Genomic DNA, 21,185 nt, shown 5'->3' on the forward strand with positions numbered 1-21,185 from the left:
GGGATTCGGCATTGGGGATTCGTGAAAACTAAAGCCTTCCGCTTTTACGAATCCCAAATCACCAATCCCGAATCCCCGCCTCAAAGGACATACACGAACAAAAACAGCGCCAGCCACACCACGTCGACGAAGTGCCAGTACCACGCGGCCGCTTCGAAAGCGAAGTGGTTGTCGCGGCTGAAATGCCCCTTCGCGGCGCGCAGCCACATCACTGCCAGCATGATGGTGCCCAGCAGCACATGCATGCCGTGGAAGCCGGTCAGCATGAAGAAGGTCGAGCCATAGATGCCCGAGCCCAGGGTGAGATTGAGCTCGGTATAGGCGTGGATATATTCCTCGGCCTGCAGGAACAGGAACACGCAGCCCAGCAGCGCGGTCAACCCCAGCCACAACAGCAGCGCGCCGCGGCGCCCTCCCTTGAGCGCGTGGTGGGCGATGGTCAAGGTCACGCCGGAACTGAGCAGGATCAGCGTGTTGATCAGCGGCAGGCCCCAGGCCGGAATGGTCTGAAACTGCCCACCGATGGTGCCCGGGCCATTGGTCGGCCACGCAGCGGAATAACCATTCCATAGCAGCTCGTTGGTCATCACGCCGTCGCCTTCCCCGCCCAGCCAGGGCAGCGTCAGCACACGGGTGTAAAACAGCGCACCGAAGAAAGCGCAGAAAAACATCACCTCGGAGAAGATGAACCACACCATCCCCATGCGGAACGAGCCATCCACCTGGCGGTTGTAATGCCCGGCATTGGATTCGCGGATGACATCGCCAAACCACATGAACAACGTCGCCAGCAGCATCGCCACGCCGGCGAAGAAGGTCCAGCGCCCCCATGCCGCGTCGTTGAGCCAGCTGGCCACGCCGATCATCATCACGAACATCGCAATCGACCCGACAAAGGGCCATTTGCTCTGGCTCGGGACGAAATACGCATCGGCGTTGGGACTGTGATCGGCCATGGCGTTGCTTCCGTGTCGTGGTACGGGTGGATGGAAGGTTACGGCGCAGCGCGTGGCGCGCCAGCTGCGCCTCCGCCCTGCAGTTCGGAGGTCAGCGCGTCGTTGCGATAGAACGTGTAGGACAGGGTGATCGTAGTGACTTCCGGCGGCAGTGCCGGGTCGACGATGAAACGCAGCGGCATGTCGCGCGTTTCGCCGGCCTGCAAGGTCTGCGCGGTAAAGCAGAAGCACTCGGTCTTGTTGAAGTAGCCCGACGCACGCGCAGGTGCAACCGAAGGCACCGCACTGCCCACCACCGCACGTGCACCATCGTTGCGCGCGAAATACAGCGCCTCGTTGAGCTCGCCCGGCACTACGTCCATCGTCATCTGTTCGGGATGGAAGGTCCACGGCAGTTTGGAATTGACCCCTCCATCGAACTCCACGCGCACCGTGCGCTTGCCGGCGGCAGGCGGCGCGCCCGCGTTTGTGCGATTGCTCCCAGGCGCACGCTCCATGCGGATGCCAAACACTTTCTCGCAGGCGATGCGGTAGAGCGGCACCAGGGAAAACGTCAGCACGAACACGCCCAGCACCACGCCCAGCAGCTTGAACAAGCCGGCTGTGGGTGCGTGTGCGGGCGCGCGTGCACTCACCGCCCGATGACTCCCGAGGCGATGAAGCCCGCATAGATCAGCAACGCGATGATGCCGACCGTGATCGCGGTGCGGCGTACCGCACGGCGCTGCTGCGCCTGCCGTTCCGCAGCAGATAACAGACGCGTCACCGCCGGCTCCGAGGCGGACTCAGTGGCCGATGTCTTCATGTGCAAGATCTCCAGGCTTGATCACCGGCGGCACGGTGAAGGTATGCGCCGGGGCAGGTGACGGCACCGTCCATTCCAGACCCTTGGCACCTTCCCAGGAGCGGGCCTGTGCACGCGCGCCACTGCGCAGCGAGGACAGCAGGATCGCGGCCATCAGGAACGGCGTGACGAACATGCCGAACGCACCGATCGAACTGACCAGATTCCAGTCGGCAAACACCACGTTGTAGTCGGGAATGCGCCGCGGCATGCCGGCCAAGCCAAGGAAGTGCTGCGGGAAGAACAGCAGGTTGACGAACACCATCGTCCACCAGAAGTGCACCTTGGCCCAGGTCTCGTTGTACATCCGCCCGGTCCACTTGGGCCACCAGTAGTACACCGCCGCGATCAGCGCGAACACCGCACCGGTCACCAGCACGTAGTGGAAGTGCGCCACCACGAAGTAGGTGTCGTGGTACTGGAAGTCGGCCGGCACGATCGCCAGCATCAGGCCGGAGAACCCACCGATGCTGAAGAGGATCACGAACGCCACCGCCCACAACATCGGCGATTCGAAGGTCAGCGAGCCCTTCCACATCGTGCTGACCCAGTTGAACACCTTCACCCCGGTCGGGATGGAGATCAGCATGGTGGCGAACATGAAATAAATTTCGCCGCCCAGCGGCATGCCCACGGTGAACATGTGGTGGGCCCAGACGATGAAGCTCAGGAAGGCGATCGCGGCAATGGCGTAGACCATCGCCTGGTAACCGAACAGCGGCTTGCGGCTAAAGGTCGGAATGATCTCGCTGACCACGCCGAACGCCGGCAGGATCATGATGTACACCTCCGGGTGCCCGAAGAACCAGAAGATGTGCTGGTACATCACCGGGTCGCCGCCGCCGGCCGCGTTGAAGAAGCTGGTACCGAAGAACTTGTCGGTCAGCAGCATGGTCACCGCGCCGGCCAGCACCGGCATCACCGCGATCAGCAGGAACGCGGTGATCAGCCAGGCCCAGCAGAAGATCGGCATCTTGAGCAGATCGATGCCCGGCGCGCGCATGTTCAGCACGGTGGCGATGATGTTGATCGCGCCCATGATCGAGCTGACGCCGGCCACATGGATCGCAAATACGCTGAAGGCGACGTTGTAGCCGCCCTGCAGCGACAGCGGCGGGTACAGCGTCCAGCCGCCTGCTGGCGCGCCGCCCGGCAGGAACAGCGTCAGCAGCAGCAGGGTAAAGGCGACCGGCAACAACCAGAACGACCAGTTGTTCATGCGCGGCAACGCCATGTCCGGCGCACCGATCTGCAACGGAATCATCCAGTTGGCCAGGCCGACGAAAGCCGGCATCACGCCGCCGAAGATCATCACCAGTGCATGCACGGTGGTCATCTGGTTGAAGAACTCCGGTTTGACGAACTGCAAGCCGGGCTGCATCAATTCGGCGCGAATCACCACACTCATCGCCGCGCCGATGATGAACATCACGAAGGAAAACAGCAGATACAACGTGCCGATATCCTTGTGATTGGTCGAAAAGAACCAGCGCTCGACGAAACCGGGCTGGTGGTGTCCGTGGTGATCGACTGCGGTATGCGCCATGACGGAACGACCTCTGCGAAGCGAGCGGTTGCGGGCGATTAAAGAGCGGCGGTCGGTGTTGCGGCCTGGGCCGGTGCCGCCGCAGGCACGGCGTCACCTTGCGGAGCGGCCTGTGCACTGGTCGGCGTCGGTGCGGCCGCTGGCGCCGCTGCTGGAGCAGTGCCTGACGCACTACGACGCGACGCCAGCCAGCGCTGGAAGTCAGCCTTGGGCAGCGCCTCCACCACGATCGGCATGAAGCCATGATCCTTGCCGCACAACTCGGCGCACTGCCCGCGATACACGCCCGGTTGTTCGATGTTGGTCCAGGCTTCGTTGACGATGCCGGGAATGGCATCTTGCTTCCATCCCAGCGCCGGCACCCACCAGGCGTGGATCACATCGTCGGCGGTAATCACGAAGCGGATCTTGGTGTTGACCGGCAGCACCAGGCGGTTATCGACATCCAGCAGATAGTGCGGCTGCGAGGCCGCGGTGGGGCGCTCGCCGCTTTGGCGGATACGATCGGATTCGCGTGCCAGGCGGCTGGTAAATTCCACGCCCTGGCCCAGATATTCGTACTTCCACATCCACTGATAGCCGGTCACCTTGACCGTCATTTCCGATTCGCGGGTGTCGTACATCGCGATCAGTTTTGCCGTCGCCGGCCACGCCATCGCAATCAGCACCAGGACCGGAATCACCGTCCACAGCACTTCCGCGGTGGTGTTGTGACTGAATTGTGCGGCCACCGCGCCCTTGGACTTGCGGAACTTGAACATCGCATAGCCCATCGCCGAGAACACCAGCGCGCCAATCACCACGCACACCCACAGCGCCACCATGTGCGCCTCGTAAGCCATCCGCGCGGTCTGGGTCACCCCGCGCCCCATGTTGAGCTGCCATTCCTTGGGATCGGCCGATTGCGCCCAGGCCACCGGCGCGCTCAGCAGCGCCGCCATCGCCAGGCCCACGTGTCTGCAGGTGTTGATCGACTTCCAGCTGCTGCGTTGCGTCATTGCCTAGACCCTTACGTCATCGGTGACGGCCATTGGCGGCCGCGAGCAAGCGTTTGAGCGTTGTTGCCAGTTCCACACGTTCGGCCGGCCCGAGAAAACTTCCGATCTCGATCTGCTTGCCGCTGCTGACCAGCAACACCCTGTCATCGCGTCCTATGCAAAGCCGCACCCAGTGCGGATGTGCCTGAAACGCTGGTGGCGCATGCCCGGACGGAAACACCTCGACAACGGCTTCCCCCACCCGGATCGCTTCTTCGCGCTCGCCACTTCGCCACAACTGCCGTAGCGCCAGCGCCACCACACCACTGTGCACCAGGGCAAAGACCGGCGCGAACGCATTGCCGGTCCACCACCCCAGGCCTGCAAATAACCACATTGTTCCCGCCAGCACTGCGAACAGCTGCACGAATTGCCTGGCCGACAGTGCCCGCGGAGGCCGCAACCGCAGCTGCGTCCCAACCCCTTCGGACATCAACGGCAGCACTTCGATCATAAACGGCACGCAGCGCACTGCGGGAATAGCCCGATGGTAGACCCGCGCCAACGCATGGGGCAAGCATTTCCGGCGATCAAGAATTTGCTGCAGTGCAGCTAAAAGTGCGCACAAATCAATCACTTCCGCGTTGTTCGCCAATGGCCGTGCCGTCACTCTGCGCGATGGCGGCATGCACAAAACGGCGGGAAAGCCGCCGCTTCCACACAAGTGCGCAAGCCGTCTGGCTCACTAGAATGAGCACGGAATCCAAGGCACCTTTCGCATGAACGCACAGCTCGACCCGCTTGCCTCCACCTCAGTTGCGCGCCCGCTGTTGGCGCCCGAACTGCCCGCCGCACCTGGCGCATTGCGTGCCGCCATCACCGCGGCCTGGCTCAAGGACGAAGCCGAACACGTGCGCGAATTGCTCGAGCAGGCACGCCTGCCCGCCGCTGAGCAAGCCAAGGTGCAGGCGGTCGCGGCCGACCTGGTTACCCGTGTGCGGGCACGCGCGCAGGACCAGGGCGCCATCGAAGCCTTCATGCGCCAATACGACCTGGGCAGCGAAGAAGGCGTGCTGCTGATGTGCGTGGCCGAGGCACTGCTGCGCATTCCCGACCAGGACACCGCCGACAAGCTGATCCGCGACAAGCTCGGCGATGCGGATTGGAAGAAGCATATGGGCGGAAGCGATTCGGTGCTGGTCAACGCCTCCACCTGGGGCCTGATGCTGACCGGTCAGCTGGTGCAGCTCAACGACCTCACCCGCGCCGATGTGCCGGGCGCCTTCAAACGCCTGATCGGCCGCGTCGGCGAGCCGGTGATTCGCCTGGCCGTGCGCCAGGCCATGAAGATCATGGGCCATCAGTTCGTCATGGGCCGCACCATCGGCGAAGCGCTGTCGCGTTCGCGCAAGGGCGACAACGCCAACTACCGTTATTCGTTCGACATGCTGGGCGAAGGCGCGCTCACCATGAAGGATGCGCAGCGCTATCTGCAGGCGTATCGGGATGCGATTCATGCGATCGGCCGCAGCGGCAACTTCGTCGGTACCGATGTATTTGCCGCGCCCAGCATCTCGATCAAGTTGTCGGCGCTGTATCCGCGCTACGAACATGCCAAGCGTGCGCGAGTGATGGCCGAGCTAGTTCCGGGCGTACTGGAGTTGGCGCAGCTAGCCAAGTCCTATGGCATCGGCTACACCGTCGACGCCGAGGAAGCCGACCGGCTGGAACTGTCGCTAGACATCATCGAGGCCACCTTCTCCGACCCGTCATTGGATGGCTGGGAAGGCTATGGCCTGGCCGTGCAGGCCTATCAAAAACGCACGCCGTACACGATCGATTTTCTTGCCGATCTGGCGCGCCGTGTCGGGCGACGCATTCCGGTGCGCCTGGTCAAAGGCGCGTACTGGGACGCAGAGATCAAGCGCGCCCAGATCGAAGGGCATCCCGGCTACCCGGTGTTTACGCGTAAGCAGAACACCGACGTGTCGTACCTGGCATGCGCACGTCGCATGTTCGCGCACAGCGACGCGCTCTACCCGATGTTCGCCACGCACAACGCGCAGACCATTGCGGCGGTACGTGCGATTGCGGCAGGCAAGACCTACGAGCACCAGAAACTGCACGGCATGGGCGACGACCTGTATGCCGAGGTGATTCCTGCCGATCGTCTCGATCTGCCGTGCCGCGTCTATGCACCGGTCGGCTCGCACGAAGATCTGCTGCCGTATCTGGTACGTCGCCTGCTCGAAAACGGCGCCAATTCCAGCTTCGTCAATCGCATCACCGACGAGGATGTCGCCATCGAAGACCTCATCCGCGACCCGGTCGAGGCAGTGACGTCATTTACTTCCATCCCGCATCCCAAGATTCCGCTGCCAGCTGACTTGCTGCGTAGCCAGAACCAGAACAGGAAAAACTCCATGGGCGCCAATCTCGCCAACGACAACGATCTGCGCCAGCTGGCCGAGCAACTCAACGCCGCGATCAAGCCGTGGAAGGCCACGCCCCTGGTACCCGGTGCGCTGATCAGCACGCCCGGCCAGGCGGTGTTGAATCCGGCAGATCGCCGCGAGACGGTTGGACAGTGGCACCCGGCCGATCCGGATACCGTCCAGAAGTCGCTGGCCAGCGCTGCGGCCGCGCAACCGGCCTGGAACCGCACGCCTGCAGCGAGCCGCGCCACCATCCTGGAACATGCAGCCGATCTGCTCGAAACGCGCATGCCCGACTTCATGGCGATCTGCGTCAAGGAAGCCGGCAAGACGCTGCCCGACGCAGTGGCCGAAGTCCGCGAGGCCGTCGATTTCCTGCGCTACTACGCCGGCCAGGCGCGTGCGCAGTTCGGTGCGCCGGAGCGTCTGCCCGGACCGACCGGCGAATCCAACGAGCTGCAGCTGCACGGGCGCGGCGTCTTTGTCTGCATCAGCCCATGGAACTTCCCGTTGGCGATCTTCCTCGGTCAGGTCGCCGCAGCGCTGGCGGCCGGCAATACGGTCATCGCCAAGCCGGCCGAGCAGACCAACCTGATCGGCTTTGCAGCGGTCAAGCTGCTGCATGAAGCCGGCGTGCCGGAAGCGGCCGTGCAGTTCCTGCCAGGCGATGGCGCTACCGTTGGCGCTGCGCTGACCAACGACCCGCGCGTTGCCGGCGTAGCCTTCACCGGCTCTACCGAAACCGCGCGCATCATCAACCGCACCCTGGCCGCACGCGATGCTGCCATCGGCGTCTTGATCGCCGAAACCGGCGGCCAGAATGCCTTCATCGCCGACTCGTCCTCGCTGCCCGAAGCAGTGGTCAAAGACGCCATTTCCAGTGCCTTCATCTCGGCCGGGCAGCGCTGCTCCGCGGCGCGCGTCCTGTTCGTCCAGGACGACATCGCCGACAAGGTCATGACGATGCTGGCCGGCGCGATGGGCGAGTTGAAGATCGGCGATCCGGGCCTGCTCTCGACCGACGTTGGCCCCGTCATCGATGCTGATGCACTCAGGATTCTCGACGATCATGCGGCACGCATGGATCGCCAAGCGCGTCTGATCGGCAGCACCAACCTGGACGCCAGCACCGCGCATGGCAGCTTTTTCGCTCCACGCGCCTATGAGCTGACATCGCTGTCCCAGCTGCAGCGCGAGATTTTCGGGCCGGTGCTGCACGTGATTCGCTGGAAAGCCGACCAGCTCGATGCCGTCATCGAGCAGATCAACGCGACCGGTTACGGCCTCACGTTGGGTGTCCACTCGCGTATCGATGAGACGATCGACCGCATCACCTCGCGCGTGGCGGTAGGCAACGTCTACGTCAATCGCAACCAGATAGGCGCCGTGGTCGGCGTACAACCGTTCGGCGGGCAGGGCCTGTCCGGCACCGGTCCCAAGGCGGGCGGCCCGCATTACTTGCTGCGCTTCGCAACCGAGAAGGTCGTCACCGTCAACACTACCGCGGCAGGCGGCAACGCCTCGCTATTGACGTTGGGTGACTGATACCGGCCAGCAGATAGCGGCGTCCGCCCGCTGGTCGGTCCGTCATGACCCGATTGCAGCCAGATGTAACGGCAGTACCAACAAAAAACCCCGCTCAGGCGGGGTTTTTTGTTGGTTGGGCGCAACGTTTCAAGCCGTCAGTCGTAGTGAGTATCCCAACGACATAAAGCATCGCCCCCAGCATGGCGAAAACGGGGTGCCTTCGCGGTGCTTTGCCAGCTGTTCGAGTCGAAGGCTCCAGGCGTGCGCCCCGCGATGCACATCACTGGCTTCGAACCGAGATTTATCGAACACCTTCACCGCGCCTGGCGCTGCCACTGGTCTTGCATTTGGTCTCAACAAAGATGTGTGAAACATCTGCCTTGCATCTTGTCTCACCAAGGATGTGGGACCCATCGCTGATGCCGTGATCGATCCGCTCCAGGCCGTTCTTTGTATTGAGGATATGCGCACTAGGACGTCGGCCGAGCGAGGCTGTCATGGGCGACGTCTGTTATCGGCTTCAGCCACTACCGCACCCGTGCATCTGGCATTGGCCAGGCAGGTTTTTTGGCCAACAGATGGATCGCGCCCTTTTCTCCAAGAGATGGGCGCGTGGCGTGTGTGGCGAGGCTTGGTGCCAGCGTCCTGACGGGCTACCGGCCTCGGCGGTACTGCACGTACGGCACGACATCGGTACCGGTCGGCAAGCGGCGCAGGTGCGCCAGCGCCTTGCGCGGTAACGCGGGGCGGATGCAAGGCGCATTTACGCGCGGCGCAGCCCAGCGCTTGCGCAAAAAAGAAACCCTCAGTCCGTTTGGACTGAGGGTTTCGGGGTAAAGCCCCTGGCGATGACCTACTCTCGCATGGCTTGAGCCACACTACCATCGGCGCAGCTGCGTTTCACTTCCGAGTTCGGGATGGGATCGGGTGGTTCCACAGCGCTAATTTCACCAGGGAGACGGTTGGAGCGTCGCCATCCAAGAAACGGATTAAGGCGCCCAGTCTCGCAGAGTTAACTTGTGACGTAGCTTGCATTTGATGATCTACCAACGTTCGTTGGGACCAAGGCAACTTGAGGTTATATGGTCAAGCCGCACGGATCATTAGTATCAGTTAGCTCAATACATTGCTGTACTTACACACCTGACCTATCAACCACGTAGTCTACATGGTTCCTTTAGGGGGCTTGTGCCCCGGGAAGTCTCATCTTGAGGCGCGCTTCCCGCTTAGATGCTTTCAGCGGTTATCGCTTCCGAACATAGCTACCCGGCAATGCCACTGGCGTGACAACCGGAACACCAGAGGTTCGTCCACTCCGGTCCTCTCGTACTAGGAGCAGCCCCTCTCAAACTTCCAACGCCCATGGCAGATAGGGACCGAACTGTCTCACGACGTTCTGAACCCAGCTCGCGTACCACTTTAAATGGCGAACAGCCATACCCTTGGGACCGACTACAGCCCCAGGATGTGATGAGCCGACATCGAGGTGCCAAACACCGCCGTCGATATGAACTCTTGGGCGGTATCAGCCTGTTATCCCCGGAGTACCTTTTATCCGTTGAGCGATGGCCCTTCCATACAGAACCACCGGATCACTAAGACCTACTTTCGTACCTGCTTGATCCGTCGATCTTGCAGTCAAGCACGCTTATGCCTTTGCACACAGTGCGCGATGTCCGACCGCGCTGAGCGTACCTTCGTGCTCCTCCGTTACTCTTTAGGAGGAGACCGCCCCAGTCAAACTACCCACCATACACGGTCCCTGATCCGGATAACGGACCTAGGTTAGAACGTCAAGCACGACAGGGTGGTATTTCAAGGATGGCTCCACTGCAGCTAGCGCCACAGTTTCATAGCCTCCCACCTATCCTACACAGACGAACTCAACGTTCAGTGTAAAGCTATAGTAAAGGTTCACGGGGTCTTTCCGTCTTGCCACGGGAACGCTGCATCTTCACAGCGATTTCAATTTCACTGAGTCTCGGGTGGAGACAGCGCCGCTGTCGTTACGCCATTCGTGCAGGTCGGAACTTACCCGACAAGGAATTTCGCTACCTTAGGACCGTTATAGTTACGGCCGCCGTTTACTGGGGCTTCGATCAAGAGCTTCGCCTTGCGGCTGACCCCATCAATTAACCTTCCAGCACCGGGCAGGCGTCACACCCTATACGTCCACTTTCGTGTTTGCAGAGTGCTGTGTTTTTGATAAACAGTCGCAGCGGCCTGGTTTCTGCGACCCTCTTCAGCTATAGCTCGCACGAGCCACCAAAAAGGGTGCACCTTCTCCCGAAGTTACGGTGCCATGTTGCCTAGTTCCTTCACCCGAGTTCTCTCAAGCGCCTGAGAATTCTCATCCTACCCACCTGTGTCGGTTTACGGTACGGTCTTCGTGAGCTGAAGCTTAGGAGCTTTTCCTGGAAGCGTGGTATCAGTGACTTCGCCATAAAGGCTCGTCTCGGTGCTCGGTCTTAAAGGATCCCGGATTTGCCAAAGATCCAAACCTACCGCCTTTCCCCGGGACAACCAACGCCCGGTACACCTAACCTTCTCCGTCCCTCCATCGCACTCACGCGAGGTGCAGGAATATTAACCTGCTTCCCATCGACTACGGCTTTCGCCCTCGCCTTAGGGACCGACTAACCCTGCGTCGATTAACGTTGCGCAAGGAAACCTTGGGCTTTCGGCGTGCGGGCTTTTCACCCGCATTATCGTTACTCATGTCAGCATTCGCACTTCCGATACCTCCAGCAGACTTCTCAATCCACCTTCGCAGGCTTACGGAACGCTCCTCTACCGCGCATAAAACAAGTTTTATGCACCCCAAGCTTCGGTTCACTGCTTAGCCCCGTTAAATCTTCCGCGCAGACCGACTCGACCAGTGAGCTATTACGCTTTCTTTAAAGGGTGGCTGCTTCTAAGCCAACCTCCTGGCTGTCTATGCCTTTCCACATCGTTTTCCACTTAGCAGTGAATTTGGGACCTTAGCTGTGGGTCTGGGTTGTTTCCCTTTTCACGACGGACGTTAGCACCCGCCGTGTGTCTCCCATACAGTCCGTCTCGGTATTCGGAGTTTGCAATGGTTTGGTAAGTCGCGATGACCCCCTAGCCATAACAGTGCTCTACCCCCGAGAGGATACATATGAGGCGCTACCTAAATAGCTTTCGAGGAGAACCAGCTATCTCCGGGTTCGATTAGCTTTTCACTCCTAATCACAGCTCATCCCCGTCTTTTGCAACAGACGTGGGTTCGGGCCTCCAGTACCTGTTACGGCACCTTCACCCTGGCCATGACTAGATCACCCGGTTTCGGGTCTACTGCCCGCGACTATGCGCCCTTATCAGACTCGGTTTCCCTTCGCCTCCCCTATACGGTTAAGCTTGCCACGAACAGTAAGTCGCTGACCCATTATACAAAAGGTACGCAGTCACTCTTGCGAGCTCCTACTGCTTGTACGCACACGGTTTCAGGATCTATTTCACTCCCCTCTCCGGGGTTCTTTTCGCCTTTCCCTCACGGTACTGGTTCACTATCGGTCGGTCAGGAGTATTTAGCCTTGGAGGATGGTCCCCCCATATTCAGACAGGGTTTCACGTGCCCCGCCCTACTCGTCTTCACTGGAGTGGCCCTTTTAAATACAGGGCTATCACCTTCTATGGCCAATCTTTCCAGATTGTTTTTCTAAAGCCATTCCAGCTTAAGGGCTGCTCCCCGTTCGCTCGTCACTACTTAGGGAATCTCGGTTGATTTCTTTTCCTCCGGTTACTTAGATATTTCAGTTCACCGGGTTCGCTTCCAGCAGCTATGAATTCACTGCAGGATACTGCCGAAGCAGTGGGTTTCCCCATTCGGATATTGCCGGATCAAAGCTTGTTGCCAGCTCCCCGACACTTTTCGCAGGCTACCACGTCCTTCATCGCCTCTGACCGCCTAGGCATCCACCGTGTGCGCTTATTCGCTTGACCATATAACCCCAAGTTGCCTCAGGGTCATATGCCGTGTTGTGTGGGGTACAAAGCCACCAACGCGAACATACGACTCAATTATTTAGGGACTCGAAGTCCCCGCCTTAGCCTCAACGACACGTTTAGATAGATATCTCAAACGCTCGCTACGTCACAAGTTATAAAAGAACATGTCTCAGCCTCAACGCTGAGCCATATAAATTCTTAAGTGTGCACTACATTCAGAGTGGTGGGTCTGGGAGGACTCGAACCACCGACCTCACCCTTATCAGGGGTGCGCTCTAACCACCTGAGCTACAGACCCAAAGTCGTTTCACTCAAATGGTGGAGCCTGTCGGGATCGAACCGACGACCCCCTGCTTGCAAAGCAGGTGCTCTCCCAGCTGAGCTAAGGCCCCATGATGGGACTTTCGCATACCGGCCTGTGCCGATACGCATCTCTGAATGCAGGTAATTTGTGAGGACGCCCGACAGGACGATGACGTCATGCTCAAAAGGAGGTGATCCAGCCGCACCTTCCGATACGGCTACCTTGTTACGACTTCACCCCAGTCATCGGCCACACCGTGGCAAGCGCCCTCCCGAAGGTTAAGCTACCTGCTTCTGGTGCAACAAACTCCCATGGTGTGACGGGCGGTGTGTACAAGGCCCGGGAACGTATTCACCGCAGCAATGCTGATCTGCGATTACTAGCGATTCCGACTTCATGGAGTCGAGTTGCAGACTCCAATCCGGACTGAGATAGGGTTTCTGGGATTGGCTTGCCCTCGCGGGTTTGCAGCCCTCTGTCCCTACCATTGTAGTACGTGTGTAGCCCTGGTCGTAAGGGCCATGATGACTTGACGTCATCCCCACCTTCCTCCGGTTTGTCACCGGCGGTCTCCTTAGAGTTCCCACCATTACGTGCTGGCAACTAAGGACAAGGGTTGCGCTCGTTGCGGGACTTAACCCAACATCTCACGACACGAGCTGACGACAGCCATGCAGCACCTGTCTCACGGTTCCCGAAGGCACCAATCCATCTCTGGAAAGTTCCGTGGATGTCAAGACCAGGTAAGGTTCTTCGCGTTGCATCGAATTAAACCACATACTCCACCGCTTGTGCGGGCCCCCGTCAATTCCTTTGAGTTTCAGTCTTGCGACCGTACTCCCCAGGCGGCGAACTTAACGCGTTAGCTTCGATACTGCGTGCCAAATTGCACCCAACATCCAGTTCGCATCGTTTAGGGCGTGGACTACCAGGGTATCTAATCCTGTTTGCTCCCCACGCTTTCGTGCCTCAGTGTCAGTGTTGGTCCAGGTAGCCGCCTTCGCCACGGATGTTCCTCCCGATCTCTACGCATTTCACTGCTACACCGGGAATTCCGCTACCCTCTACCACACTCTAGTGATCCAGTATCCACTGCAATTCCCAGGTTGAGCCCAGGGCTTTCACAACAGACTTAAACCACCACCTACGCACGCTTTACGCCCAGTAATTCCGAGTAACGCTTGCACCCTTCGTATTACCGCGGCTGCTGGCACGAAGTTAGCCGGTGCTTATTCTTTGGGTACCGTCAGAACAATCGGGTATTAACCGACTGCTTTTCTTTCCCAACAAAAGGGCTTTACAACCCGAAGGCCTTCTTCACCCACGCGGCATGGCTGGATCAGGCTTGCGCCCATTGTCCAATATTCCCCACTGCTGCCTCCCGTAGGAGTCTGGACCGTGTCTCAGTTCCAGTGTGGCTGATCATCCTCTCAGACCAGCTACGGATCGTCGCCTTGGTGGGCCTTTACCCCGCCAACTAGCTAATCCGACATCGGCTCATTCAACCGCGCGAAGCCCGAAGGTCCTCCGCTTTCACCCGTAGGTCGTATGCGGTATTAGCGTAAGTTTCCCTACGTTATCCCCCACGAAAGAGTAGATTCCGATGTATTCCTCACCCGTCCGCCACTCGCCACCCATAAGAGCAAGCTCTTACTGTGCTGCCGTTCGACTTGCATGTGTTAGGCCTGCCGCCAGCGTTCACTCTGAGCCAGGATCAAACTCTTCACTTAAAACTACATGCCCGAAGGCAAATACTTTAGCTGCAGAAGTCCAACCACTGGCAACTTATCGCTTGCAAAGCAATTAATATGTTGCTTGATTAAACGTCTGCAAGATGGACAATCATCCTTCCTGCAGGCGTCCGCACAAATTACCTGCGCACACTGTCAAAGAACATGGGGAAGTGGCCTCAGCGCCGTTCCCGTCAGCTTCGTCGTTTCCGTCGAAGCGAGCCGCCCATTATAGCGGACTTTTTCTTGCCGTCAACACCTCATTTCGAGGCGGTTGACGCTGCTTCGTTTGAACCCGAAGGTTTTCTGCGAAGCGAGCCGGCCATATTAGCAGGCTTTTCATCCTCGTCAACCCCTCGTGAAGAGGAAGTTGCCGCCGCTGCACCTCAATCCGCCGTAGCGCCTTTCCGTGTAGCGAGCCGCCCATCATAGCCGGCTTTTTCGTTTCGTCAACACCTTATTTCAAGGCGTTTTCGAACCCTTTCGCTCTGGTTCCGCGTTTGCGGAGGCCGTTGCGTCGGGGGAGGCGAACTATATGCCCACCGATCCGATTTGGGAAGCGTTTTGTGAAAAATTTTTCACGAAGTTGCCAAAAACTTGCGCTACGCCCCAGTCACGCCAGCAGAAAAGCTTTGAGGGCCTTGGGACTGTCACTTCTATCCAACGTGTAAGACGCGTGAGATCACCGAGATTGCCGCCCTGCGGCAACCTCGGTGCGCTTTAGGCAGTGACGAGCAATACGCGGGCAAAATTACGCTTGCCTACCTGGATGACCCCTTCAAAGCCGTGCGTAAAGACGCGGCTGGGATCCTCTACCACTTCGCCGTCGATCTTGACCGCGCGTTCCTTGAGCTTGCGGGTGGCTTCGGAGTTGCTGGGCGTCAGGCCGGCGGCGGTCAGGAGCCCGGCAAGGCGCAGGCCCTCATCGGGAACCACCACTTCCTGCAGCGGTAGCAGGCTGGTGTCGCCCTGCCCCGTTACCACCGCGTGCCAGCCGGCAATGGCCTGCTCTGCGGTTGCGGCATCGTGAAACCGGGTGGCCAGCTCGCGTGCCAGGCGCAATTTGACCTCGCGCGGATGCAGCTCTCCCGCAGCGACCTGCTCTTTCAGGCGCGCCGCTTCGGCCAGGCTGATATCGAAGGACAGCAAGTCGATCCAGCGCCAGGTCAGCTCGTCGCCGATCTTCATCGTCTTGGTGACGATGTCGATGGCCGGCTCGTTGATGCCGATGTAATTGCCCAACGACTTGGACATCTTGGCTACGCCGTCCAGGCCTTCCAGCAGCGGCATGGTCAGCACGATCTGCGGCGCCTGACCGTAATGCTCCTGCAAGCCGCGCCCCATCAACAGGTTGAACTTCTGATCGGTGCCGCCCAGCTCGACGTCCGCCTTCAGGGCGACCGAATCGTAGCCTTGCACCAACGGGTAGAGGAATTCGTGGATGGCGATCGGCTGCTGGCTGCCGAAGCGCTTGGCGAAATCGTCGCGTTCGAGCATGCGCGCGACGGTGTGCTGGGCAGAGAGCTTGATCATGTCGGCCGCGCTCATCTGGCCGAACCATTCGGAGTTGAAACGCACCTCGGTGCGTTCGCGGTCCAGGATCTTGAAGACCTGCTCTTCGTAGGTCCGTGCGTTGGCCAGCACATCCTCGCGGCTGAGCGGCTTGCGGGTGGCGTTCTTGCCGCTCGGGTCGCCGATCATTCCGGTGAAGTCGCCAATCAGGAAGATCACCTGATGGCCAAGCTGTTGGAACTGCCGCATCTTGTTGAGCAGCACGGTATGGCCCAGATGCAGATCCGGCGCGGTGGGATCGAAGCCGGCCTTCACCCGCAGCGGCTTACCGGTGGCGAGCCGCGCCTGCAGCTGATCGAGCTTGAGGACCTCTTCGGCACCACGGCCGATGAGTGCGAGGGATTCTTCGATAGTGGCCAACCACAGACTCCAGCGGCGCTTGCCGTCAAAAACGTGAATGATGTTAAACGCGGGTTAATTCCGCGCCAAGTGAAAATAATGAACAGGCTCAATGGTTTGACGCGCTGTTACAGGCTGTCTATGGTACCGGCGATTGGGCTCGCACTTCGAGCCAGCGAGGAATTTGAACGATGCAGAACTCAGAGCAGGGCCGTGCACGCAAGCGGCGCTTTCACGAACGCCTCCACGTCCTCCACGACACTGCACTGCATCGCAAGCTCAAGGCGCATCTGCCGGCGGCATTCAATGACCGCTGGACCCGCCGTCACTGGATTCACGCCAGCCTGTTCGCCACCATCGGTGCGCTGGTCGCCACGATCGTGCCGGGTTTTTCCAACGCCATCGACGCACCGCTTTCCAGCCATTCCACGCTGGCATTGCCGTTGCCGCCGCTGGTTCCCAGCCGCAAGCAGCTGGCACCGAGCACCGATTGGGAAATTCTGCAGGTCAAGCCGGGCCAGACCCTGAGTACCTTGTTCGGCGAGCTGGGAATCCCGACCACGGTGATGTACCAGGTGTTGGCGCACCCGGGGACCAAGGAGGCGCTGACCAAGCTGCGTCCGGGTACCGAGATCGCCTTCGACATGCCGACGCCGGGGCAGCTGCGCGCACTGCGCTTCGATCGCGACGACAGTCATCGGGTGGAACTGCGCCTGCTGGGCGACGCCGTGCGCGAGAACGTGACCGAGCGGGCGACGACCACGCGCACGGTAGTGGCCAGCGGGGAGATCAGCAGTTCGTTGTATGCCTCGGCCGGCAAATCCGGACTGTCGCCGGCGGCGGTGGCGATCATGACCGACGAGATCTTCAAGTACGACATCGACTTCGACAAGGATCTGCAGCCCGGCGACCGGTTCAGCGTGGTCATGGATGAAACCTGGCGCGAAGGCGAGCGGATCAGCACCGGCGACATCCTGGCGGCGACGTTCACCACCGGCGGCAAGACCTATACGGGGTTCCGCTTCGAGCGCGCCGGCAAACCGGCCGAGTACTTCGACATCACTGGCCGCCCGCTCAAGAAGAGCTTCATCCGCATGCCGGTGGCCTATAGCCGGATCAGCTCCACCTTCGGTGCGCGCAAGCATCCGGTGCTGGGCACCATGCGCATGCACAAGGGTGTGGACTATGCGGCCGCCTCGGGCACGCCGATCATGGCAGCCGGCGATGCGCGGGTGGTGTTTGTCGGGACCCAGCGCGGTTACGGCAACGTGGTGATCCTGGATCACGGCAAGAACTACAGCACGCTGTACGGGCACATGTCGCGCTTTGGCAAGATCAAGGCCGGGCAACGCATCAACCAGGGCACGGTGATCGGCTATGTCGGCATGACCGGCCTGGCGACCGGCCCGCATCTGCATTACGAATTCCGCGTGGGCGGGCAGCAGCGCAACCCGATGTCGGTGACGATGCCGCCGCCGGAGCCGCTGCAGGGCGCCGAACTGGCGGCGTTCCGCGCGCAGACGGCGCCGGCCATGGCCCGTATCGAGGGCATGGAGAAGCTGATCTACGCCGACGCCGGCAAGCCGGCCAAGGGCAAGTCGCGCAGTTGAGGCCTGCGGCTGGTCACTGCCTCAGCTGCGTTGCGGCTGCGCAGGTGGGTGGCGGGCAGGTTCGGCGCTGCCTCCAGCCGTGTCGCCTGGTAGTTGCCGTGCAGCTACGGGTTGCGGCGCACTGCAGGTGTTGAGCGCTGCGATGTCCAATGCGGCACCTGGTCTTGGCTGTCGACCGACAGCTTCTGAGGCGACTGCAGACCTTGACGATGCCTGAGGTGGGCGGGGAATCTCGAGGCATGGGTCATTGTCGCGGCAGCGATTGGCGCGCGTGGCCCGACGATGACGCGCCCGCTGCACGGCTGCTGCCACCGGGGTAAGACCGGTTGACGGACCCGGCCCGGCTGCACAAGCTGGCCGGCCGTGTCTTTCTGGCTTCGGCATGTCTGTCTTGGAACACGTTGACTCCCCCTTGTATCTGGGCCTGATGTCGGGAACCAGCGCCGATGGCATCGATGCCGCGCTGGTGCGCTTTGCCGACGCCACCCACCGCCGCTGCGAATTGGTGGCCGGGACGACGGTGGCGTGGGAGCCGCAACTGCGCGAGACCTTGGTGGCGCTCGGCCAGGGCGCCGAGACGGTGGCCATCGATGCGCTGGGCCAGCTGGACGCGCAGGTGGGGCTGGCATTCGCGGCGGCGGCCAATCGATTGATCGGCGACAGTGGCGTGGAGCGCCGGCAGATTCGTGCGATCGGCTCGCATGGGCAGACCATCCGCCACCGGCCCAACGCCAATCCAGCGTTCACCTGGCAGATCGGCGATGCCAGCCGGATTGCAGAGCACACCGGCATTACCACGGTGGCCGATTTCCGCCGCCGCGATGTGGCCGCCGGTGGCCAGGGCGCGCCACTGATGCCGGCCTTCCATCTGGCCATGCTGGGCGCAGGCGATGAAGACCGCGCGGTGCTCAATCTGGGCGGCATCGGCAACCTGACCTTGATTCCGCGCGACGGCGCGGTGCTGGGATTCGATACCGGCCCGGCCAATGCGTTGCTGGACAGCTGGTGCCAACGCCATCACGGCACGCCGTTCGATGCCGAGGGTGCGTTTGCCGCCAGTGGGCGCGTGGATGCGGTTTTGCTGCAGGCGCTGTTGGCCGATCCGTGGTTTGCGTTGCCGCCGCCCAAGAGTACCGGCCGCGAGCAATTCCATCTGGACTGGGCCGTGCAGGCGATGGGCAGCGCGCGGTTGGATGCTGCCGATGTGCAGGCGACCTTGCTCGAACTCACCGCTGTCAGCGTGGCCGATGCCTTGTTGCGGCTGCAGCCAACCACGCGACGGGTCCTAGTCTGCGGCGGCGGCGTGCGCAACCCGGTGCTGTTGGCGCGACTGGCGGCGCGGCTGCCGGGCATGGTGGTGGAATCCAGCGCGCGGTACGGACTGGACCCGGATTACCTGGAGGCGATGGGCTTTGCCTGGCTGGCGGCCGAGCTGCTGGCCGGACGCGCGGCCAACCTGCCCGCGGTGACCGGGGCGGCCGGACCTCGGCTGTTGGGGGCGATCTATCCGGCGTGAGCCCGTGGGCCTGTGCTGGCCGGGATGAAGCTGCGGGAGCGCTAGGGATTATTTCCCGCCGGCAGCGCCTTGAGCGCGGCAATCGCCTCGGCCAGGGCATCGACCTCCGGGTGCTGCAGGCCGCCGGTGACTTCGTATTCGCTGGCGAACAGGCCTTGTTCGAGCAGATGCATGACGGTCTGGTGCTGGGTCCAGCCCCGAGCGACGGAAATGCGGCGAATACGGTCCACCAGCACCGGGTCGATGTCACGCAATACCAGATCGGTCATGCCCTGCCTCGTGCAATGCGCTGCTCCGCGCGCATCATCGGCAACCTTGGCGGACGTTTCAATCCGGCCGCCTGTCGTGCGCCAATAGCCGCGGCCATAGCCAGGCCAGCAGCATTAACGTGGGAATGACGGTCAGGGCGCTGAGGATGAAGAAGGTGCTGTAGGAGGTCGCCTGGACGACGAACCCGGACACGCCACCGGCAAACTTGCCCGGCAGGTTGGCCAGCGAGACCAGCAACGCATACTGGGTTGCGGTGAAGTTGCGGTCGGTCAGCGAGGACATGAAAGCCACCAGCACCGTGGCGGCGAACCCCTGGAAGAGATTATCGGCACTGAGCGCGGCATAGAACGCCCACAGCTTGCCGGGGTTGTGCGCCATCAGCAGGAACGCCAGGTTGGACAAGGCCACCCCCAGCGCGGCCACCAGCAACATGCGCCGGAACCCGAACGCGGCAATTGCCGCGCCGCCAGCGAAGGCGCCGACAATGCCCATCCAGACGCCGAACAGTTTGGAGACGGTGGCGATATCGGCCTTGGTGAAGCCCGAATCCAGATAGAACGGACCGGCCATGACGCCGATCACCTGGTCGGGAAACTTGTACAGGCCCACGAACAGCAGCAGCACGATGCCCAGCGCCAGCCCATTGCTGGAAAAGAAGCTGGAAATCGGTTGCCAGAACGCACCGGCGACGTCCACGCGGCGCACGACCGTCGCCTCGGGACGGTCGGGCTCGCGGCATAGCAAGGTGGTGGCGATCGGCACCAGCATCAGTGCGGCCATGCCGACGTACGCCCACGTCCAGCCGAGGTATTGGGCCATGTACAACGCACCGGCACCGCCCAGGATCAGGCCGATGCGGTAGCCCAGCGTGTAGGTCGCCGCCAACGCGGCCTGCGCGGCATCCGGAGCGATTTCGATGCGGTAGGCATCCACCACCGAGTCCTGGGTCGCGCCCCAGAACGAGGCGAACAACACCCAGCCGACCAACCCCGTAACGCTCAGGTCCGGGCGCGAAAATGCCAGCGCGAACAGGCCGATGGTGACGCCGATCTGCGCCACCAGCAGCCAGGAGCGACGGCGCCCCAGAAACGCGGTGAGCGGAAACGCATAGCGGTCGATCAGCGGCGCCCACAGGAACTTGAGCAGATAGAAGAAGCTGGCCAGGCTGATCAAGCCGATGCTGCCCAGGTCCAGCCCCACATCGCGCAAGCGCGTCGACAAGGTCTGCGAGGCGATCAGCAGGAACGGCAAGCCGCTGCCGAAGCCCAGCAGTGCCATGGTCGCCGCCGATGGCGTGGCGAAGGCGCGCTGGATACCACGCCAGCCCTTATAGCCCGGTGCAGACGTGGTCATGCGTCACTCCGGCGAGCACGAACGCCCGTGGTCGTGGCCGGCGCGGCCCACGGCACCGCTGCATGCAGCCCGCCGCGGAGGGCCGTCATCGCGTCACGCGTCCTGCCTTGAGCGGTCTGTGCAGGACCGTAACGTCGCACTCCCGTGCCGAAGCAGAACGTTGCGAAAGGCATCGGCCGACTGCGTAAGGGCCAATGAGAGCCGCCGCGCGTGCTGCAGTGGCCGAGCTGCCGCCGG

12 protein-coding genes, 2 tRNA genes and 3 rRNA genes are annotated in these 21,185 nt (G+C 61.3%); 3 read left to right on the top strand and 14 right to left on the bottom strand.

Features of this window, described 5'->3' with window-relative positions:
- Window positions 1–80: 80 nt before the first annotated feature.
- Genes HLH45_RS02420 through HLH45_RS02445 form a run of 6 tightly spaced genes read right to left on the bottom strand, consistent with a single transcriptional unit; the run spans window position 81 to window position 4,837 of the window.
- Window positions 81–956 carry a cytochrome c oxidase subunit 3 gene (locus HLH45_RS02420; RefSeq protein WP_008577452.1) on the bottom strand — a complete coding sequence of 292 codons (876 nt, stop codon included), beginning with the start codon at window positions 954–956 and terminating at the stop codon, window positions 81–83.
- A 38-nt stretch (window positions 957–994) separates the two neighbouring features.
- Window positions 995–1,591: a cytochrome c oxidase assembly protein gene (locus HLH45_RS02425; protein WP_008577454.1), complete on the bottom strand. Its 597-nt coding sequence runs from the start codon at window positions 1,589–1,591 to the stop codon at window positions 995–997.
- On the bottom strand, window positions 1,588–1,761 hold the full coding sequence (locus tag HLH45_RS02430) for a hypothetical protein (protein WP_003484652.1): 174 nt from the start codon (window positions 1,759–1,761) through the stop codon (window positions 1,588–1,590). The genes HLH45_RS02425 and HLH45_RS02430 overlap by 4 nt, the downstream gene beginning before the upstream one ends.
- Window positions 1,742–3,346: a cytochrome c oxidase subunit I gene (gene ctaD / locus HLH45_RS02435; RefSeq protein WP_005911527.1), complete on the bottom strand. Its 1,605-nt coding sequence runs from the start codon at window positions 3,344–3,346 to the stop codon at window positions 1,742–1,744. The genes HLH45_RS02430 and ctaD overlap by 20 nt, the downstream gene beginning before the upstream one ends.
- Before the next feature lie 38 nt (window positions 3,347–3,384).
- Window positions 3,385–4,344, bottom strand: a complete 960-nt coding sequence (gene coxB, locus HLH45_RS02440; RefSeq protein ID WP_008577457.1) for a cytochrome c oxidase subunit II — start codon at window positions 4,342–4,344, stop codon at window positions 3,385–3,387.
- 16 nt (window positions 4,345–4,360) lie between these two features.
- A complete protein-coding gene (locus HLH45_RS02445) occupies window positions 4,361–4,837 on the bottom strand; it encodes a DUF2244 domain-containing protein (protein ID WP_008577459.1) in 477 nt (158 codons plus the stop codon).
- Window positions 4,838–5,102: 265 nt separating this feature from the next.
- Between HLH45_RS02445 and putA the strand changes: the two genes are divergently transcribed.
- A complete protein-coding gene (gene putA / locus HLH45_RS02450; RefSeq protein WP_008577461.1) occupies window positions 5,103–8,303 on the top strand; it encodes a bifunctional proline dehydrogenase/L-glutamate gamma-semialdehyde dehydrogenase PutA in 3,201 nt (1,066 codons plus the stop codon).
- 822 nt (window positions 8,304–9,125) lie between these two features.
- On the opposite strand, the gene rrf is transcribed toward putA, so the two are convergent.
- From rrf to tyrS, 6 genes are all read right to left on the bottom strand, one after another.
- A 5S ribosomal RNA gene (rrf, locus tag HLH45_RS02455) occupies window positions 9,126–9,240 on the bottom strand.
- 127 nt (window positions 9,241–9,367) lie between these two features.
- Window positions 9,368–12,248: ribosomal RNA gene (locus HLH45_RS02460) — 23S ribosomal RNA — on the bottom strand.
- A gap of 227 nt (window positions 12,249–12,475) precedes the next feature.
- Window positions 12,476–12,552: transfer RNA gene (locus HLH45_RS02465), tRNA-Ile, on the bottom strand.
- Between the two features lie 18 nt (window positions 12,553–12,570).
- Window positions 12,571–12,646, bottom strand: a tRNA-Ala gene (locus HLH45_RS02470).
- A 95-nt stretch (window positions 12,647–12,741) separates the two neighbouring features.
- Window positions 12,742–14,288, bottom strand: a 16S ribosomal RNA gene (locus HLH45_RS02475).
- Together the 16S, 23S and 5S rRNA genes with 2 tRNA genes alongside form the textbook arrangement of a ribosomal RNA operon.
- Window positions 14,289–15,008: 720 nt before the next feature.
- Window positions 15,009–16,220: a tyrosine--tRNA ligase gene (gene tyrS / locus HLH45_RS02480; protein ID WP_008571182.1), complete on the bottom strand. Its 1,212-nt coding sequence runs from the start codon at window positions 16,218–16,220 to the stop codon at window positions 15,009–15,011.
- A 170-nt stretch (window positions 16,221–16,390) separates the two neighbouring features.
- Between tyrS and HLH45_RS02485 the strand changes: the two genes are divergently transcribed.
- Both HLH45_RS02485 and HLH45_RS02490 read left to right on the top strand, forming a co-directional pair.
- Window positions 16,391–17,809, top strand: a complete 1,419-nt coding sequence (locus tag HLH45_RS02485) for a M23 family metallopeptidase (protein ID WP_008571183.1) — start codon at window positions 16,391–16,393, stop codon at window positions 17,807–17,809.
- A gap of 382 nt (window positions 17,810–18,191) precedes the next feature.
- A complete protein-coding gene (locus HLH45_RS02490; RefSeq protein WP_008571184.1) occupies window positions 18,192–19,325 on the top strand; it encodes an anhydro-N-acetylmuramic acid kinase in 1,134 nt (377 codons plus the stop codon).
- A gap of 41 nt (window positions 19,326–19,366) precedes the next feature.
- Here HLH45_RS02490 and HLH45_RS02495 read toward each other — a convergent pair whose 3' ends face one another.
- Both HLH45_RS02495 and HLH45_RS02500 read right to left on the bottom strand, forming a co-directional pair.
- Window positions 19,367–19,594 carry a hypothetical protein gene (locus HLH45_RS02495; protein ID WP_003489057.1) on the bottom strand — a complete coding sequence of 76 codons (228 nt, stop codon included), beginning with the start codon at window positions 19,592–19,594 and terminating at the stop codon, window positions 19,367–19,369.
- A 58-nt stretch (window positions 19,595–19,652) separates the two neighbouring features.
- Window positions 19,653–20,948: an AmpG family muropeptide MFS transporter gene (locus HLH45_RS02500; protein ID WP_008571185.1), complete on the bottom strand. Its 1,296-nt coding sequence runs from the start codon at window positions 20,946–20,948 to the stop codon at window positions 19,653–19,655.
- Between the last annotated feature and the right edge of the window lie 237 nt (window positions 20,949–21,185).

Source organism: Xanthomonas euvesicatoria (assembly GCF_013112235.1).
Classification (GTDB): domain Bacteria; phylum Pseudomonadota; class Gammaproteobacteria; order Xanthomonadales; family Xanthomonadaceae; genus Xanthomonas; species Xanthomonas euvesicatoria.

What these genes read in the sequence shown, in the direction of transcription:
- HLH45_RS02430 (WP_003484652.1), bottom strand. Translation starts at nt 1,761, where the DNA reads ATGAAGACATCGGCCACTGAGTCCGCCTCGGAGCCGGCGGTGACGCGT.
- HLH45_RS02420 (WP_008577452.1), bottom strand. Translation starts at nt 956, where the DNA reads ATGGCCGATCACAGTCCCAACGCCGATGCGTATTTCGTCCCGAGCCAG.
- HLH45_RS02500 (WP_008571185.1), bottom strand. Translation starts at nt 20,948, where the DNA reads ATGACCACGTCTGCACCGGGCTATAAGGGCTGGCGTGGTATCCAGCGC.
- HLH45_RS02445 (WP_008577459.1), bottom strand. Translation starts at nt 4,837, where the DNA reads ATGATCGAAGTGCTGCCGTTGATGTCCGAAGGGGTTGGGACGCAGCTG.
- ctaD (WP_005911527.1), bottom strand. Translation starts at nt 3,346, where the DNA reads ATGGCGCATACCGCAGTCGATCACCACGGACACCACCAGCCCGGTTTC.
- HLH45_RS02495 (WP_003489057.1), bottom strand. Translation starts at nt 19,594, where the DNA reads ATGACCGATCTGGTATTGCGTGACATCGACCCGGTGCTGGTGGACCGT.
- HLH45_RS02485 (WP_008571183.1), top strand. Translation starts at nt 16,391, where the DNA reads ATGCAGAACTCAGAGCAGGGCCGTGCACGCAAGCGGCGCTTTCACGAA.
- HLH45_RS02490 (WP_008571184.1), top strand. Translation starts at nt 18,192, where the DNA reads ATGTCTGTCTTGGAACACGTTGACTCCCCCTTGTATCTGGGCCTGATG.
- putA (WP_008577461.1), top strand. Translation starts at nt 5,103, where the DNA reads ATGAACGCACAGCTCGACCCGCTTGCCTCCACCTCAGTTGCGCGCCCG.
- coxB (WP_008577457.1), bottom strand. Translation starts at nt 4,344, where the DNA reads ATGACGCAACGCAGCAGCTGGAAGTCGATCAACACCTGCAGACACGTG.